The organism is Desulfonauticus sp. (assembly GCF_055126295.1).
Genome location: NZ_JBSRHE010000010.1, coordinates 52,886 through 68,892, shown reverse-complemented (window position 1 = coordinate 68,892; position 16,007 = coordinate 52,886). Strand labels below are relative to the sequence as shown.

The following is a 16,007-nucleotide window of genomic DNA, read 5'->3' as shown; positions in this document are numbered from 1 at the left end:
GATTTTTCCAGCATGCCCCCACTATGAGCATGAAAATAGGCTAAAATAGGCTTATTCTCATAGGTTAAAATTTCTCCCCTGGTACTTTTTACGGCTTTTTCTACCTGATTATTTTTGCTTTTTCCTCCATAAACTTGAGAAGCAGTAGTAGAACTGAGGTCATAATCTCTATCTTCAGATTTAAGATAAAGATAATAGGCATAGGTCCTGGCAGCTACTGCCTGGGATTGAAGAGCAGCTAAAGGCCAGGAAGGGGACATCTCTTTAGACACCACACCCTCTAAATAAGTTTCTAAAGGCAAGACATTAATTAACCAAAGTTTACCCTCTTTGGCTAAAACCGTTATTTCTCCTGTATACTCCTTACCTTGCCAGACAAAGCCACCTAAACCTTTTGTGCTGAACACCTTACTTTCTTTGTTACCATCCACCCAGAGGGCATGATTTTTAAACTCAAAAACATGCCTGCCCCGGGCCAGCTTGCCCTGGAAAAGCTGAATTTCTTGCTTAAAATCTAATTCCAAATTTTCTTCTTTTGCCAACAACACCCTGATTACAGGTTCTTGTTGCTGCGCCACCAAGGCAGGCGCACTGGATTTTTTTTCTTCAGGCAATTGCTCTTTTTTCTCTCTATCAATCCTTTCCAGCATATATTTAGCTGTATAAACTCTAATATCCTGGGGAAAAAGCTGGATAAAAAGTTTAAAGTGTTTTTCTGCGTTTTCCAGGTCAAAGTCTTCATAGGAAAGCATGGCCAGGTTAAAATAGGCATTTTTAAGCTCTAAAGACTTAGGAAACTCGTAAATGGCTTGCCTATAAAGCTGCTTAGCCTCTTGTTTGCGCTCTAAAAAAAGGGCATAAATATCACCCTGCCTAACCAGAGCCCTAGCTCTTATGTCCCTATCTTTACTATAACTATAAATAAGTTCATAATTATCCAGGGCTTCCAGAAAATTACCCTGTTCTAAAGCCAAAGAAGCTTGTTTTAAAAGGGGTTCAGGATTAAAAAAGGAATTTTGAGCAAAAACCGGTAAACTTGCAAGGCAGTAAAGAAAAATAAAAAAAACTACCTTAACCAGTCTATTAAATAGGACAAAATATCTTCTTTGTTTAAAGGAGGTAGCCATAAAACATCTTTTTCCTTTTTAAACCAGGTTACCTGCCTTTTAGCATAGGCTCTGGTATTTTTCAACCATTCTTGCTGCATTTCTGCAAAACTAATTTTATTTTCCAGGTAGGCAACAATTTCTTTTACGCCAATACCTGTAAAGCCTGGCAAAGTGGTATCTTTATACTTTTCTATGGCTTTTCTTACTTCTTCTATAGCGCCCAGTTCAATCATCTTTTCAATTCTGCTAGCCAATATAGGAGTTAATTCCTCTAAATCCCTTCTTAGACCAATCTTTATACATTCATAAATACTTTCTTTAGGAGTAAGTTGGTGCCAGGCTGAAAAAGGTTTCTGGGTCTGGTAAAAGACTTCCAGGGCTCTGGTAATTCTCTGCTTATCCTTAGGATGAATCTTGGCTGCATAAGTGGGGTCTATTTCTCTTAGTTCCCTATACAGTTCACTGAGTCCTTCTTTTTTCAACTTTTCTGCTATTTGTTCTTTTATCTTTTCTGTTATTTTGGGAATGGGTGAAAGGCCAAACAATAGTGCCCGCAAGTAAAGCCCTGTGCCCCCAACCAGAACAGGTATTCTTTCTTTTTTGCTCTCTTCTTCTATCCTTTCCCTGGCCCAGGCCACAAAATCTCCAGCTGTAACCTTCTTATTTAAAGGTAAAAAGCCAAAAAGATAATGAGGAGCTTTACTTTTTTCTTCCACACTAGGCTGGGCAGTAACTATGGGTAAGTCCTCATACACCTGTCTGGAATCAAAATTAATAATGGAAATGGGAAAATGTTGGCTTAAAAAAAGAGATAGGGCTGTTTTGCCTGTACCCGTTTGCCCCAAGATGGAGATAAGTTTAATCTTTCTTCCCATATTTTTTATACAGTGCTTTTTCTACTACCTCTGGAACGAGTCCGTGCACATCTCCACCCAGACTGGCTACTTCTTTAATGATGGTAGAACTAATATACAACCACTTGTAATCTGTCATAAGAAAAACCGTCTGAATCTCTCGGCTAAGCTTTCTATTCATAAGGGCCATCTGAAATTCATATTCAAAATCTGAGACTGCCCTAAGGCCGCGCAAAATAGCTACAGCCTTTCTCTTCCGTACATAATCCACCAGAAGTCCAGAAAATCCTTCCACTTTTACCCTTGGACAGGAAGCAAAGACTTCCTGGGCCAGAGCAATCCTTTCTTCCAAGGAAAACAAAGTTTTTTTGGGTGAGTGCAGGGCCACAGCCACAATAATCTGATCAAAAATCTTTAACCCCCTTTTTACCAAACTTACATGTCCATTGGTCAAAGGGTCAAAGGTACCTGGATAAATAGCTATTTTTTCCATATATACACCCTGGTTTGTCCAAACTGTTTTTCTCTCACCAAGTATAATTTATCTGTTTGGGGAGATAAATTTTTTTCCACTTCAGCCACTAAAAATCCCTCTTCTGCTAACAAATCTTTAGTTAAAACCAGTTCCAACATAGGCGCAAAATAGTTAAAACCATAGGGAGGGTCCACAAAAATCAAATTGAATTTATTTGCAAACTCATACTCTTTTAAGAGTTTAAACCCATCACCTTTTAAAATCTTAAAACTATCCTTGCTCAGTTTAAGTTCCAGGGCAGTTCGATAAATATTCTGGCAGGCCTTAAAGGATTTTTCCACAAAATAAGCTTTTTTACCCCCTCTACTTAAAACCTCAAACCCCAAAACTCCACTTCCAGCAAAGATATCCAGACAGTTTACTTCTGTCCAAACCACTCCTAAAGAGCCCAGAATGGAAAAGAGAGACTCTCTTACTCTAGAAGTGGCAGGTCTGTAGCCAGGAGCTTTAATGGTATATACAGACCTGCCCTTAAATTTACCTGCAGTTATTTTAAGCATTATCAGAAGGTAAACTGGAGTGAATCTTGCTCAGAAGCCTAATAGCTTCCAAGACTTCTTCTCTTAAATCCACCTGGTCTGTCCAATCCAAAAGTTGAATGCTTTTTTCTTTTTCTTCCAGACTGGATACCTTTTCTTTGAGCTCACTAAAGAGATAGTTCCAGTTAATCTTGGGCAAAGCTTCTTTAGGCTTTACGCTGGCCAGAGTCTTTTCCAGGGAAATCTCACATTCCTCTAAATAATCCGGGATATGTACAGAAAAACCAAAGCGCTCTTGAATAAGTTGGGCAAGTACCTTTTGCTTTTCTTCTTCCCCATGGACCAAGAAAACACGCATATTTTTATCTTTAAAGTGACTCAACCAGTCCAAAATCTGACTTTGCCCTGCATGCGAAGAAAAGCCGTTGATGGTATAGACCTTAGCCTTCACAGCTACTTCTTCGTCCAAAATTTTAATGGTTTTAGCTCCATCTACTATTTTACGACCAGTGGTACCTTTGGCCTGAAAGCCCACAAAAACCACTGCGGCCCCTTCTTTCCACAAATTATGCCTTAAATGATGTTTTATTCTACCTGCATGGGCCATTCCACTGGCTGAAATAATAATAGCCGTACCTTCCAGGGTATTTAGACGCATGGAGTCCTGGGTAGAGAGAGAATACTTTAACATGGGTAAGGAAAGAGGGTCTTCTCCCTGAGCCAACAGCTTTTGACTTTGGGTATCAAAATACTGATAATTTTTCTTAAAAATTTCTGTTGCCCTGATGGCCAAAGGGCTATCTAAAAAAATGGGCATATCCTGAGGAAGCTTGCCTTCTCTATAAAGCATATAAAGGACAAAAAGAATCTCTTGAGTACGCTCCAAAGCAAAGGCAGGAATAATTACCTTTTCTCCATTGTTATAGGCATAAAGTATGGCCTCTAAGAGTTCCTCTTTACTTCTTTGTTCATCTTTATGGTCTCTATCTCCATAAGTGGATTCCAAAAATAAACAATCGGCATGGGTAAAATAAGTCGAGTCGTTTACTATCAGCTGATTGGGTCGTCCCAGATCTCCAGAAAAGACAAAATCATAACTGCCATCCTGCAGCTCTATTTTCAGTTTAATGGAAGCAGAGCCTAAAATATGGCCGGCATCACAAAAAACAAACTTTACTCCAGGAAGAGGAGAAAATTCCTGACCATAATCTACAGGGTTAAATAAAGGCAGGGTATTGTCCACATCTTCTTGAGTATAAAGAGGCTCTACTTTAACTTTTTTCTGACCTTGCCTTGCTTTTTTGCGACTCTTCCACTCTGCTTCCATTTCCTGAACATGAGCACTATCACTTAACATAATTTCTAAAAGCTCAGCAGTAGGTGGTGTAAGGTAAATCTTGCCTTTAAATCCTTCTTTGACCAACTTGGGCAAAAGCCCTGAATGGTCTATATGCGCATGAGTAATTAAAATAAATTCCAGATTAGCCGGGTCGTATTCTTCTATTGCCAGATTTCTCTTCTCGATTTCCTTGTTTCCCTGATGTAAGCCACAATCCACTGCAAATCGCACTCCATTATAAGACAGGATATAACAGGAGCCTGTAACTGTTTTGGCTGCTCCAAGAAACTTAATTTTCATGTTTACCTCTTTTAATTTTGCTAGGTTACTTGTATTTTTCCTGGTCCTTAGCCCTAATTTCTGCCCTTTTTATTTTGCCACTAATGGTTTTAGGCAACTCTTTCACATATTCCACAATCCTGGGATACTTGTAAGGAGCAGTTACCTTTTTAACATGGTTTTGAATGTCTTTGGTAAGTTCTTCTGAAGGTTCGTAACCAGGAGCCAGGACAATAGTAGCCTTTACTGCCTGTCCACGCACAGGGTCAGGCACGCCTGTAACAGCTGCTTCCACTACTGCGGGATGAGTAATCAAAGCACTTTCCACTTCAAAGGGGCCAATCCTATAGCCAGAACTCTTTATAAGGTCATCCACCCTGCCTAAAAACCAGAAATAACCGTCTTCGTCCATCCAGGCCTTGTCTCCTGTGTGATAAAAACCGTTTTTCACCACCTTGGCTGTCTTTTCTGGTTCATCCAGATAACCTCGAAACAATCCCAGAGGATAGCCTTTGTCCAAACGTACGCAAATCTCTCCTTCTTCCCCTGGCAAAACCTCTTCTCCCTCTTCATTTAAAAGCACAATATCCCAGCCAGGAGAAGGCTTGCCAATGGAACCAGGCTTGGCTTCCATAAAGGGAAAGGTGGCTATCTGCAAAGTGGTTTCAGTCTGACCATAGCCTTCATAAATGGGTAGTCCCAAAACTTCTTTCCAGGTGTGAAAAACACTGTCGTTTAACAGTTCGCCAGCAGTAGTACAGTGTCGTAAACTGGAAAGGTCATATTTACTTAAATCTTCCCGCACCAAAAAACGATATACCGTAGGCGGAGCACAAAAGGTGCTTACTTTATGTTCACTTATGACCTCTAGCAAATCACTGGGACTAAATTTACCCCGATAGTCATAGACAAAAACTACGGCCCTGGCCATCCACTGGCCATAAAACTTTCCCCAAACAGCCTTGCCCCAACCAGTATCTGCAACAGTTAAGTGAATATCTCCTGGTTCCAGGTCATGCCAATAAAAGGCTGTGGTAATATGTCCCAAGGGATAGGTGTGGTCGTGCTCAACCATTTTAGGAAGCCCGGTAGTTCCAGAAGAAAAGAAAATAAGTAAGGTATCTTTTCCACCTGGCTTCTGGGTGGGATTAAAGTTTTCACTTTCAGTAGCACTTATCTCTGCCAGACTGGTCCAGGCCCCAGAAGGTTTTTCCCCAGCTACAACAAACATTTCCAGGCTGGGACATTCGCCCTTGGCCTCCTCAATCTTGGGTACAATACTTTCATCCACAATTACGCCCTTAATGCGGGCAAAGTTTACCCGAAAAATAATATCCTTGGGAGTTAACAAAGAAGGAGAGGGTACAGCCACTGCTCCCAGTTTGTGCAAGGCCAGCATGGTAATCCAGAATTCCACCTTGCGATAGAGGATAACCATTACCCTATCGCCTTTTTTTAATCCCAGTTTTTTTAAACCATTGGCCAGTTTAGCTGATTCCCGGGCAAAAAAAGCAAAGCTATAATCTCTGCGCTTTTTGTCATCATCAATGTGAATCATGGCCAAATCATCAGGAGTTTCCTTGGCCAGCCTGTCCATCACATCAAAGGCAAAATTAAAATTCTCTGGTACTTCTACTTTAAATCCTTTTACAAATTCCTCATAACTATTGTACTTTTCCTTTTTAAACATTATTCCTTTCCTCCCCTAGATAATCACATCTAAAAATTCAGCTTCTCCTTCCAACGCCCTTAAGGCATGAGGAATGCGTGAAGAGAAATAAAAACTATCTCCTGGTTCTAAAACAATCTTCTTATCTTCCAGACTTATCTCCAGTTTTCCCTTTAACATGTAAATAAATTCCTGGCCTGGATGGGAGTTAAAACTAAGTTCTTCTTCCTTTTTAGGCCTTACCTTAATCAAAAAAGGCTCCATTCTGCGGCCAATAAATTTATAAGCCAGACTTTTATAGTCATAATCCTTTCTTCTTTCGACACTTAAACCTTTTCCTTTTTTGACCAGAGAATAATTCTGTAAATGGGCTTCTGCTCCAGAAATAAGCACAGTCAAATCCACGCCGCAGGCTTTGGCCACTTCATGTAAAAAACTAACCGGTATTTCCCTATCCCCGCGCTCGTAGTTTTCAATTTCTTCCACTGTAAACCCTGTCTTCGCAGCCAAATCCTGCACACTTAAATCCAGAGCATCCCGCAGCCCTCTTAGCCTTTTGGCAATCTCTACATAAATCTTTTCCTTCACTTTACCTCTCCTTTTTACTCTTAGATTGAATTAATCTAGACCTAGTTTTAACTGGAGTGCCAGATTAAAAGCCTCCTTTAAACTAGTCAATTTAGCTTTTCCTGTGCCCACGAGGTCATAGCCAGTTCCATGATCTACTGAAAGCCTTAAAATAGGCAGCCCCAGGGTTATATTCACACATTCTCCAAAATGCAAAAGCTTTAAAGGAGCCAGCCCCTGGTCATGATACATGGCTAAAATCACCTTAAACTCTCCCTTTAAAGCCCGATGAAACAGGGTATCTGCAGGAAAAGGTCCCTGACAATTTATACCCAGGCCCAGGGCCTTTTCCAGGGCTGGAGCAATAATCTCTACCTCTTCCTCTCCAATTTTACCCTCTTCTCCAGCATGGGGATTTAATCCACACACGCCAATGGATTCTTCTGTAAGACCCCTCTTTTGCATAAAATCCCAGGTAAGCTGCAAGGCATTTAAAATTCTCTTTTCTGTAATCAGACCAGCTACTTCTTTCAAGGGTGGATGTGTGGTAACCAGGCTCAAGCTAAAGCTCTTACTCCAAAAATGCATACATACTTCATCTTCAGCCTTGTCCCAGAAATTGGCCAAAAATTCCGTATGCCCGGGAAATAAAAAACCAGCCTCCTGCAACCTGGCCTTATTTAAGGGGCCTGTAATTAAAATATGGCTGGGGTCTTCCTTTAACAACCTGCAGGCAAGAGTAAGGCTTTCTCCTGCTATTAAGCCAGATTCCAGAGTTCCCCGGCCAGGAATAAAGTTGGGCTCTAAAGAAAATTGGGGCTCCAACAAAAAAATCCCCTTTTCTTTTACTTCTTTTAAAGAGGTAATTTTTCGCCAGAACTTGGGAACAGCAAAATGTTGGGCATGAAACCAGAGAGCTTCTTCCAGGCCCACCATAACCAGGGGCAAAGGGATTTCTTTTGCCCTTTCCTGGTAAAAACGCACCACCAGTTCTGGACCCAGGCCAGCAGGATCGCCCAGGGTATAAAAAAAAGCCATGTCCTTACTCCTCAGGGTTAAAGGTTTTAGTTAACAAATAGGCCATTCCCCAGAGACCACTTTGCTCTGGATTTTCACTTAAAACCAACCTCCTGGGTTTTAATTCCACTCTAGATTTTAACCTATTTTCTAAAGTTTCCTGGACAAAAGGCAAAAAATACTTGCCCAGATAACTAATACCACCACTTAAAGCTATGTCTTCAAAACCAAATAACTGAACCATCTCAGCTAAAAAAGTTCCCAGGGTTTGCCCATAACCTTTCATTACCCTCCAGGCCCTGGGTTCCTTTTTCTCCAGTAAGGGAGTCAAATCTTTCACCTGAGCAAGGTTTAATCCCTCTTTGCTGGCAAGGTTTAAAAGTGCCCTGGCCTGAAGTAAGGTTTCAATACAACCTCTTTTCCCACAACCACACCTATCTAAGCCACCCCAAAAAAGATGCCCCAGTTCTGGCCCGGTTTCCAGGTTTGCCCTAAATAACTTTCCCTTAAGTACAATTCCACTTCCCAGGCCTGTACCCAGAGTGAGTACCAAGGCATTTTGAGCGCCTTTAAGACAGCCAAAATGCACTTCTCCTAAAGCTGCTGCCTGGGCATCATTTTCTAAAAGCAAAGGAAAATGAAAATGTTCTGCTAAAAATTTACCCACAGCAAAACCTTGAAGATAGGGAAGATTGGGAGGGGTTAAAAACACCCTGGCTTTGCGTAAAAAAGGCCCTGCACTAGCAATACCCAGGGCCTTTATTTCCTTTCCTCTAGCCAGAGTCTCAATCATTTCCAGCAAGGCCTGTTTTAGACCAGAAAGACTTTGCCCGTGCTCTGTTAGAAGTACTGGCCCCAGTTTTCCCTGGCTAAAACAAGCTCCACGCAAATGGGTTCCACCTAAATCCAGACAGATAAACATGGATTAAAGTTTAAGGGTTGCTTTAAAATCAGCGATGATTTTGGCGTGGTCAAAGGCCAAAGGAGGCAAGTTGTCCAGCGAAAAGATTTTGGCCTTGCCTGCATCATCTCCTGCCTGCAACATGGAAATATCTTTGGCTATACCTACAAAAACCGTGCTTAAGGTATGAAAGCGAGGGTCCCTCGTAGGCTCAGAATAAACCCCCAGCAAAGAGAGCAAACTCACTTCCAGGCCTGTTTCTTCCTTTACTTCTCGCCTGGCTGCAGCTTCCACTCTTTCTCCATAATCCACAAAGCCTCCAGGCAAGGCCCACCCTAAAGGTGGATTCTTGCGTTCAATAAGCACAATGCTATAGGGAGGGACAAAGACGATGACATCTACAGTGGGGAAGGGGTTGCGATATTTTATTACTTCTTCTCCACACTTAGGACATTTGACTTTAAATTGCATAGGAAAACCCTTTTAAAAAAATGTTTTCATCCTATTCTGAAATTATAATCATTCACCAGGGAGCACTGGGAGATTTTCTTCTCTCCTTGCCCGCAATCATCAGTATCCAGCAACATTTTAGGCCAAGTTCAATCTATTGGTGGGGAAAAAGTCAACATACTTTTTGGTTTAAAAAGTTAAATATACCCTCTTTACCTTCTGCGAAAGCCAGGCTTTTACTGGAACTCTTTAAAGACAACTACCCAGAAGAACTGGAAAAAAGTCTTATATTCTGGTTTAAAATAAGTACCAGGTCCAGGATAACCTTTTCTCACCCCAATATCTTTTATCTTTACCTGGTAGATGAAAACAATCCCAAACCAGTAAGGTCCTTTTTAAAAGAACAATTGCAAAAATTAAACCTCCCCTGGTCAAAAAACTGGAAGGCTCCCTTAAAAAAGGAATTTGTACCCCCCAAAAAAGAAAAAATTCTCCTCTTTCCAGGCTCAGGCCATAGAGCCAAAAATTGGCCCTTGGAAAACTATGTAAAATTAAGCGAAAAACTCAAAACCTATTTGCCCACTTTTCTCATCTTTGGCCCTGTAGAGCAAGAACTTTACGGCCCTGCTTCTCTTTCCAATATTTTAACCCTTAACTCCCTGGAAGATTTAATCAACACCCTGCAGCAAGCACTTCTGGTTATTGGCAATGATGCTGGCCCCTTACATCTGGCCGGACTATTGGAGATTCCAACTCTTACTCTTTTTGGACCAACTAACTCCTTAATCTGGAAGCCAGAACAAAGCGAGGTTTTAAAGTCTCCTCTCTCCTGTGCGCCCTGTTCAGCAACAGCCCAGATAACTTGTTCTAAACCCAGGTGTTTAAAAGCAATCAAAGTAGAGGAAGTTTTTCAAAAAACTTTAACTTTACTCAAAAAAACTAGTAAATTTAGTTAGAAATAAAGACAAAAAAATAGGTTAACCCAGCCTGAATAAATATTCTCTGGGTTCAAAAGTAATCACTTTTATTCCCAAATTTTCCAAATTTTCTAAAGACAAAAAGGAAGTTTTTAGCACTAATTTTCTTTGAAAACGAGTGCGAAAAGAATACCACAAAGGCTCAAAATAGTCCTGTTTACATCTTCCCACTGCCCAAAAATCCACCCAATCTGACCAGTGTTGAAGGGTAATTTTTGTCTTTTCTAAAGAAAAATACACCAGGTTTATCAATTCCACAGCCACGCTTTTTCCCTGAAAAAAAAGATTAAACTCCACCTGCTTTAAGCTTTCTTGAGTTTTTTTATCTGGTTTTAAGCAATCCATTTTAGTTTGTAAAAATATCTTTTTTTCTTCCAGAAAAAAGTCATTTTTTTCGAAAAAACTAACCAGAGTTAAAACCTGGGGACAATTTTGACCTGTCTTTTGGTCTTTTTTAGAACAAAAATCTGTTATTTTAGAGTTATTTTCTTTAACTAAACCTGCCTTTTTCTCTTGCTTTTTAACAATTTTTAACAGAGAAAAGTTGCTCTTTTCTATACCCAGCAAGCGTTTTCTACACACATGTATAGGCCATTTACCACAATCGCAACCAATCCATTTTCTCTCTAGTTTCTGGGCCACTGCCAGAGTAGTGCCTGAGCCACAAAAAAAGTCTGCAACCACATCTTTAGGCTTACTTGAAGCCAGAATTATCCTCTTTAAGAGTTCTTCTGGTTTCTGGGTTGCATATTCCAGACGCTCAGGCTGGTTGCCTCTAAGGGCTGGAATATCAAAGACATCCCTACAATAAACCCAGGTATATTTTCCCTGTTCATCTTCTTCTATGGAAATATTGGAAAAGCCGTATTTATGTTTTAAATAAGACTTTTCCTTTTGAGGTGACCAATAGGTCTTTTTTTTATCCCTGGCATAGAAAAAGATTGTATCGTGTTTTTTACTAAACCCTATTTTTTCTGGCACCCCCCCAGTCTTGTAAAACCAGATTATTTCATTGATAAAGTTTTCCTCTCCAAAAATTTCGTCTAACAATAGGCGAACATAAGCACTTACTCTAAAATCCACATGCACATAAATGCTACCACTTTCCCTTAGGATTTGATGCATATATTTCAAGCGCTCGTAGAGCATGGAAAGGTAAGAACCAAGGCCTTCTTGCCAGATATCTTCATAACAGGGGAACTTAAAAACCCCCTTTTTATGATTATAGCCAGCTTCACCAATACTTCTTTTTAAGAAAAACCTGGAGTTAGTTGCAAAGGGAGGGTCAATGTAAATTAAATCTACTTTTTGCTTATTTTCCAAAAGATATTTGAGTAGAACCAGATTATCTCCCAGATAAAGTTTGTTATCTCCTGGACCATATTTTTCCACAGGAACAAAGTCATATTGGTTTAAATCCAGAAAGGTTTCTTTTCCCTTATCTAGCCAGACAAGCTGAGGTTTATTCATGAATTTTTAAACTACAAAGGCAGGTATTTGCACTGATTCTTTTTTTAATTGTCTAAACTTTTTCGCAGCTAAAACAAAATTTTCTGCCCACAAAGGATGTCCCAGGGCATGAATATGGGTATAGGCAGCAAAGACATTTTTATACACCAGGCCATCCAGTCCCTTACAAATTCCAACTCCCCTATTCAGACGCAAAGCATACCTGGCTTCTCTAACTTTTGGACAATGGGAATAGTGAAACTCATGTCCACTTAAACGATATCCTACAGGAAAATAGGGATTGGGCAGAATAATCTCTCCTTCCACATACCCATGACCCTTGGGTTTTTTTTCTACCCTTATCTCCAGCGGAAAAACATTACTCAAAGGATAGGTCTTTTCAGCAAAATTAAGCTCTTTCCCCAAGAGCATAAGCCCACCACATTCTGCATAAATGGGAAGGCCCTTTTCAGCCATTTCTTTTACCAAAGCTAGCTTTTCTTTATTTTTGGCAATTTGAAAGGCCAGAGTTTCTGGAAAACCTCCTCCAAGGTATAATCCATCTAGTTCAGGCCAGTTCTCTGGCTCCACAATGCTTAAATAATGTAGTTTAGCACCGTGTTTTTCCAGAAGTCGCAAATTTTCTTCATAATAAAACCAAAAGGCCTTATCCAACATTACCCCAATATCTACTATTTTTATAGAGCTAGGAGTAAAATCCAAAGGCTCTACAGCCAAAACAGAATCAACATCATCTCCAGTATTGGCTATTTCTAAAACCCTTTCCACATCCACATTTTCAGCTATTATCCTGGCCAAGTTGCTAAAAACTTCTTCTATTTCTAAGTCATATTCCTGGTCGGAAACTAATCCCATGTGCCTTTCTGGAATGGGATTTTTTTTAAGTTTAGGTAATGCTCCCAGTACTGGAACATCAGTGTAATATTCAATACTTTCTCTTAAAATCTGCCTGTGCCTTGGTCCTGCTGTTTGGTTTAAAATTATGCCAGCCAGATTTAAACCTGGCTCAAAGGACTTGAGACCCAGAACAATGGCAGCCATGGTCCTAGTGACTTTGGTGCAATCAGCTACCACAATTACCGGTAAATTAAGCAACCTGGACAGCTCAGCAGTGGAGAAGCTACCCTGAATATCCTTGCCGTCAAATAAGCCCCGATTGCCTTCCACTAAAGCCAGGTCAAAGTGAGAGGCAAAACTGAAAAATAAGCTCTTGACCTTTTCCCTGGGAAACAAAAAAGGGTCCAGATTAGATGCCTTTTCACCAACAGCTAAACTCAGCCACTTGGCATCTATATAATCTGGACCCTTTTTAAAGGCCTTAACCTTATAACCTTTTTCTCTTAAAAGCTTGCCAATCCCCAGGCTTACCAGGGTTTTCCCTGAGCCACCTTTAAGGCCAGCAAGCAAAAAACGCGGAAAACCCATTTATCCTCTACCTGCCCTTAAACTTCTACCTTCAAGCAGGTAGAGAAAAAATTATTCTCCCTCTTCAGTAGCATGCTGCTTACCAGCACCAGCCAAACCATACATGGTAGTGCTGCCACTGGACCAGAATTCCAACTTACCTTCGTTCACCAGTTCAGTTAAAAGTTTTTTAACTTCCCTGCTCTTCATATCAGGTAAAAGTTTGGTAAAATCATTAAAATAAAACTTGGTCTTGCTACCTTTTTTAGATTCTAAAAAATCTACTATTTTTTGTTTTGCTTCAGCTTTATCCATAACCAAAAACCCCTTTAAAGTTTTAGGCGCCCTTTTAAAAAGGGCGCCCTATATAAATAATCAATTAGAACTTAAACTGAGTAGTATGTCTCCAAGTATAGTAAGCAGGATCACGGAAGTCATCAATCAAGTGGTGAGTAAACTCTAGTTCGCAAAGTTCAAAGAATCTTTCCCAACCAATTCTCTCAGCCCAATCACCAAAACGCTCATACTTTTTAGCATGTTTGGCATAGGTATCAACCAACTTGCGCATGGTCTGAGCAAGTTCAGGCCAACGAGGAGTATTATTGGGAATAAAAGCCACAACTACTTTGGAGAACTTGGGAGCAGAAATACAGTTGGAAAGCTTACCACCAGCCATAATAACTAAACCGTCGCCTTCCTTGTCAGAAAGAGGCAAGCAAGGACACATGGTGTAGCAGTTACCACAGAACATACATCTTTCTTGCTTAATGGCAACAGTCTTTACTTCCTTTTCTTCTCCAGCTTCTGTGGTGATTTTGGTCTTGGTAGGACGAATAGCACCAGTAGGACAAGCTGCTACAGCCAAAGGAATCTCACACAAGTTTTCCAACCATTCATGGTCAATGATAGGTGGCTTTCTGTGATAACCCAAAATAGCAATGTCAGAACAGTGTACAGCACCGCACATGTTAAGACAACATGCCATGGAGATACGGAGCTGAGCAGGAAGTCTCATTCTCTGGAATTCTTCAAAAAGTTCGTCCATTACTACCTTTACAGTACCAGAAGCATCAGAAGCAGGAGTATGACAGTGAATCCAACCCTGGGTATGAACGATGTTGGTAATACCAGCACCGGTTCCACCAACAGGGAACTTATAACTTCCACCAGGATGCTTGCGAGAATTTAATTCTTCTTTGAGTTTTCTGGCTTGTTCCAGGCTTTCCACCATAAACTCAACATTGTTTCTGGTGGTAAAACGAAGATAGCCACCACAATATTGGTCAGCTATATCACAAAGCTCTCTAATGGTCTCCACACTAAGTAAACGAGGAGAACCACAGCGAACAGTGTAAACTTCATCACCACTTTCAGCCTTGTGCATTAAAATGCCTGGCTCAATAATTTCATGCCACAACCATTTACCCTTATTTTTCTTAATAACTGGAGGCAGAAAATCGGCATAATATCTGGGACCGATATCAGTAATTCTGCCTTCCATGGGCTTATCAGGATTGTAATATCCAGAAGGAACAAAGGTCATTTTAAACCTCCTATTATTTTCTCTTTAAATTAACCAACCAACCCGAAACAATATCTATTATCTGGGATGGAGTTTTCTATATTCGTTAATATCACGCTGCCAACCGCCAGGTACTTCTTCTTCTTTCCAGAAGATGTAAGGATTGTGTCTTGGCTCCTGAACGTGCTGAGGCATGGGCTTGATACCAGTAACTTCCAGGAGTTTCTGCAAGCCCTGTCTCTTCATCAATTCACCAAGACGCTCACGGTTCTTACCTTCTTCCATCCACCAATCCCAAACATTTTCAATAACTTCTTTGATTTCATCATAAGGAGGCTCTACCTTGATAAAAGGTACCAATAAGGAGCCCATCTGAGCACCATCCAAGATAGGAGCTTTAGCACCGCAGAAAATAGCAAGTCCTCTATCATCACCAATTCTAAGAGCTCTGGGCATTACCCTGATACAATGCATACAACGATTACATTCTTTGTTGTCAATCATGAGCTTGCCATCTTCAATCCACATACACTGAGTAGGACAAAGATCAATAACTTCCTTTTGAATATCAAAAGGAGCGCTATCTTCATGAGCGCCAGCATTGGGCTTTAATTCACCACCAATATAGGCAGCAACTGCTTCTTGATCAATCTTGATAGCATCTCTCCAAATACCAATAAAAGACATATCAGCACGAGCAATAGAAGCTACGCAACCCATGGGGCAACCATCGAATTTAAACTTAAACTTGTAGGGGAAAGCAGGTCTGTGCAGCTCGTCCTGATACTCCATGGTGAGCTGATAGCAAAGCTCTTGAGTGTCATAACAAGCCCATTCACAGCGAGATTCACCCAGACAACAAGCAGGAGTTCTCAAGTTGGAACCAGAACCACCTAAGTCCTGATTCATTTCGTGAGTCAAAGTACCAAAAATTTCTTCCAATTGCTCAGTTCTGGTACCCAGTAAAACGATATCACCAGTGGAACCGTGCATATTGGTAATACCAGACCCTCTAAAATCCCACAAATCACAAAGTTGTCTCAAGTATTCAGTAGTATAGTACTTACCTGCAGGCTGGTTCACACGAATGGTATGGAAGTGAGCAACACCAGGAAACTTTTCTGGCTGGTCGCAATAACGACCAATAACACCACCACCATAACCAAATACACCTACGATACCACCATGCTTCCAGTGAGTGGTACCATCTTCATAAGACATTTCCAATACGCCCAACAGATCATCACAAACATCTACAGGAATCTGATAGGGCTTACCTGCCTTTTCCATTGCTTCGGCATTTTTGTGCCTGAACTCAGATTGTCTCTTAATCTCAGAGACAAAGCTTGGCCATGGACCGCTTTCCAGCTGATCCAACAATGGGGTTTCATGTTTAGGCATTTCAATCCTCCTTAAAATAGTGGTTAATACCTTT

16 protein-coding genes are annotated in these 16,007 nt (G+C 40.7%); 1 reads left to right on the top strand and 15 read right to left on the bottom strand.

What is annotated here, in order from left to right:
* From ACTCIM_RS07645 to ACTCIM_RS07600, 10 genes are all read right to left on the bottom strand, one after another.
* On the bottom strand, positions 1-1,127 hold a 1,127-nt coding region (locus ACTCIM_RS07645; RefSeq protein ID WP_472314846.1), incomplete at its 3' end, for a SpoIID/LytB domain-containing protein.
* Positions 1,067-1,984, bottom strand: coding sequence for a tRNA (adenosine(37)-N6)-dimethylallyltransferase MiaA (gene miaA, locus ACTCIM_RS07640; RefSeq protein ID WP_472314845.1), 918 nt, complete (start codon positions 1,982-1,984; stop codon positions 1,067-1,069). The genes miaA and ACTCIM_RS07645, both read right to left, overlap by 61 nt.
* Positions 1,968-2,456, bottom strand: coding sequence for a pantetheine-phosphate adenylyltransferase (gene coaD, locus ACTCIM_RS07635; protein ID WP_464279600.1), 489 nt, complete (start codon positions 2,454-2,456; stop codon positions 1,968-1,970). Before coaD ends, miaA begins: the two co-directional genes overlap by 17 nt.
* Entirely contained in the window at positions 2,444-2,998 is a 555-nt protein-coding gene (rsmD, locus tag ACTCIM_RS07630; protein ID WP_464279599.1) for a 16S rRNA (guanine(966)-N(2))-methyltransferase RsmD, read from the bottom strand. The genes coaD and rsmD overlap by 13 nt, the downstream gene beginning before the upstream one ends.
* Complete coding sequence (locus tag ACTCIM_RS07625) at positions 2,991-4,616, bottom strand: MBL fold metallo-hydrolase RNA specificity domain-containing protein (protein WP_472314843.1); 1,626 nt, start codon at positions 4,614-4,616, stop codon at positions 2,991-2,993. The genes rsmD and ACTCIM_RS07625 overlap by 8 nt, the downstream gene beginning before the upstream one ends.
* 25 nt (positions 4,617-4,641) lie before the next feature.
* Positions 4,642-6,285 carry an AMP-binding protein gene (locus ACTCIM_RS07620; RefSeq protein WP_472314841.1) on the bottom strand — a complete coding sequence of 548 codons (1,644 nt, stop codon included), beginning with the start codon at positions 6,283-6,285 and terminating at the stop codon, positions 4,642-4,644.
* A gap of 15 nt (positions 6,286-6,300) precedes the next feature.
* Positions 6,301-6,852, bottom strand: coding sequence for a helix-turn-helix domain-containing protein (locus ACTCIM_RS07615; RefSeq protein ID WP_464279596.1), 552 nt, complete (start codon positions 6,850-6,852; stop codon positions 6,301-6,303).
* A 30-nt stretch (positions 6,853-6,882) separates the two neighbouring features.
* Complete coding sequence (gene pdxA / locus ACTCIM_RS07610) at positions 6,883-7,869, bottom strand: 4-hydroxythreonine-4-phosphate dehydrogenase PdxA (protein WP_464279595.1); 987 nt, start codon at positions 7,867-7,869, stop codon at positions 6,883-6,885.
* Positions 7,870-7,873: 4 nt separating this feature from the next.
* Positions 7,874-8,770 carry an ROK family protein gene (locus tag ACTCIM_RS07605; protein WP_464279594.1) on the bottom strand — a complete coding sequence of 299 codons (897 nt, stop codon included), beginning with the start codon at positions 8,768-8,770 and terminating at the stop codon, positions 7,874-7,876.
* Positions 8,771-8,773: 3 nt separating this feature from the next.
* Positions 8,774-9,220 (bottom strand): NUDIX domain-containing protein, encoded by a 447-nt coding sequence (locus ACTCIM_RS07600; protein WP_472314840.1) that lies wholly within the window; start codon positions 9,218-9,220, stop codon positions 8,774-8,776.
* 20 nt (positions 9,221-9,240) lie between these two features.
* Here ACTCIM_RS07600 and ACTCIM_RS07595 point away from each other — a divergent pair, with 20 nt between their 5' ends.
* Entirely contained in the window at positions 9,241-10,155 is a 915-nt protein-coding gene (locus tag ACTCIM_RS07595) for a glycosyltransferase family 9 protein (RefSeq protein WP_472314839.1), read from the top strand.
* Positions 10,156-10,176: 21 nt separating this feature from the next.
* Here the strand turns inward: ACTCIM_RS07595 and ACTCIM_RS07590 are convergent, their stop codons facing one another.
* The 5 genes from ACTCIM_RS07590 to dsrA form a co-directional block, all read right to left on the bottom strand.
* Entirely contained in the window at positions 10,177-11,646 is a 1,470-nt protein-coding gene (locus tag ACTCIM_RS07590; protein WP_472314837.1) for a DNA methyltransferase, read from the bottom strand.
* A gap of 6 nt (positions 11,647-11,652) precedes the next feature.
* Positions 11,653-13,071 (bottom strand): cobyrinate a,c-diamide synthase, encoded by a 1,419-nt coding sequence (locus ACTCIM_RS07585; protein ID WP_472314836.1) that lies wholly within the window; start codon positions 13,069-13,071, stop codon positions 11,653-11,655.
* Positions 13,072-13,122: 51 nt separating this feature from the next.
* On the bottom strand, positions 13,123-13,365 hold the full coding sequence (locus ACTCIM_RS07580) for a dissimilatory sulfite reductase D family protein (RefSeq protein WP_029965597.1): 243 nt from the start codon (positions 13,363-13,365) through the stop codon (positions 13,123-13,125).
* Between the two features lie 64 nt (positions 13,366-13,429).
* The gene (gene dsrB / locus ACTCIM_RS07575; RefSeq protein ID WP_472314835.1) at positions 13,430-14,593 is read right to left on the bottom strand and encodes a dissimilatory-type sulfite reductase subunit beta; all 1,164 of its coding nucleotides are present in this window, start codon (positions 14,591-14,593) and stop codon (positions 13,430-13,432) included.
* A 57-nt stretch (positions 14,594-14,650) separates the two neighbouring features.
* A complete protein-coding gene (gene dsrA / locus ACTCIM_RS07570) occupies positions 14,651-15,973 on the bottom strand; it encodes a dissimilatory-type sulfite reductase subunit alpha (RefSeq protein WP_472314833.1) in 1,323 nt (440 codons plus the stop codon).
* Between the last annotated feature and the right edge of the window lie 34 nt (positions 15,974-16,007).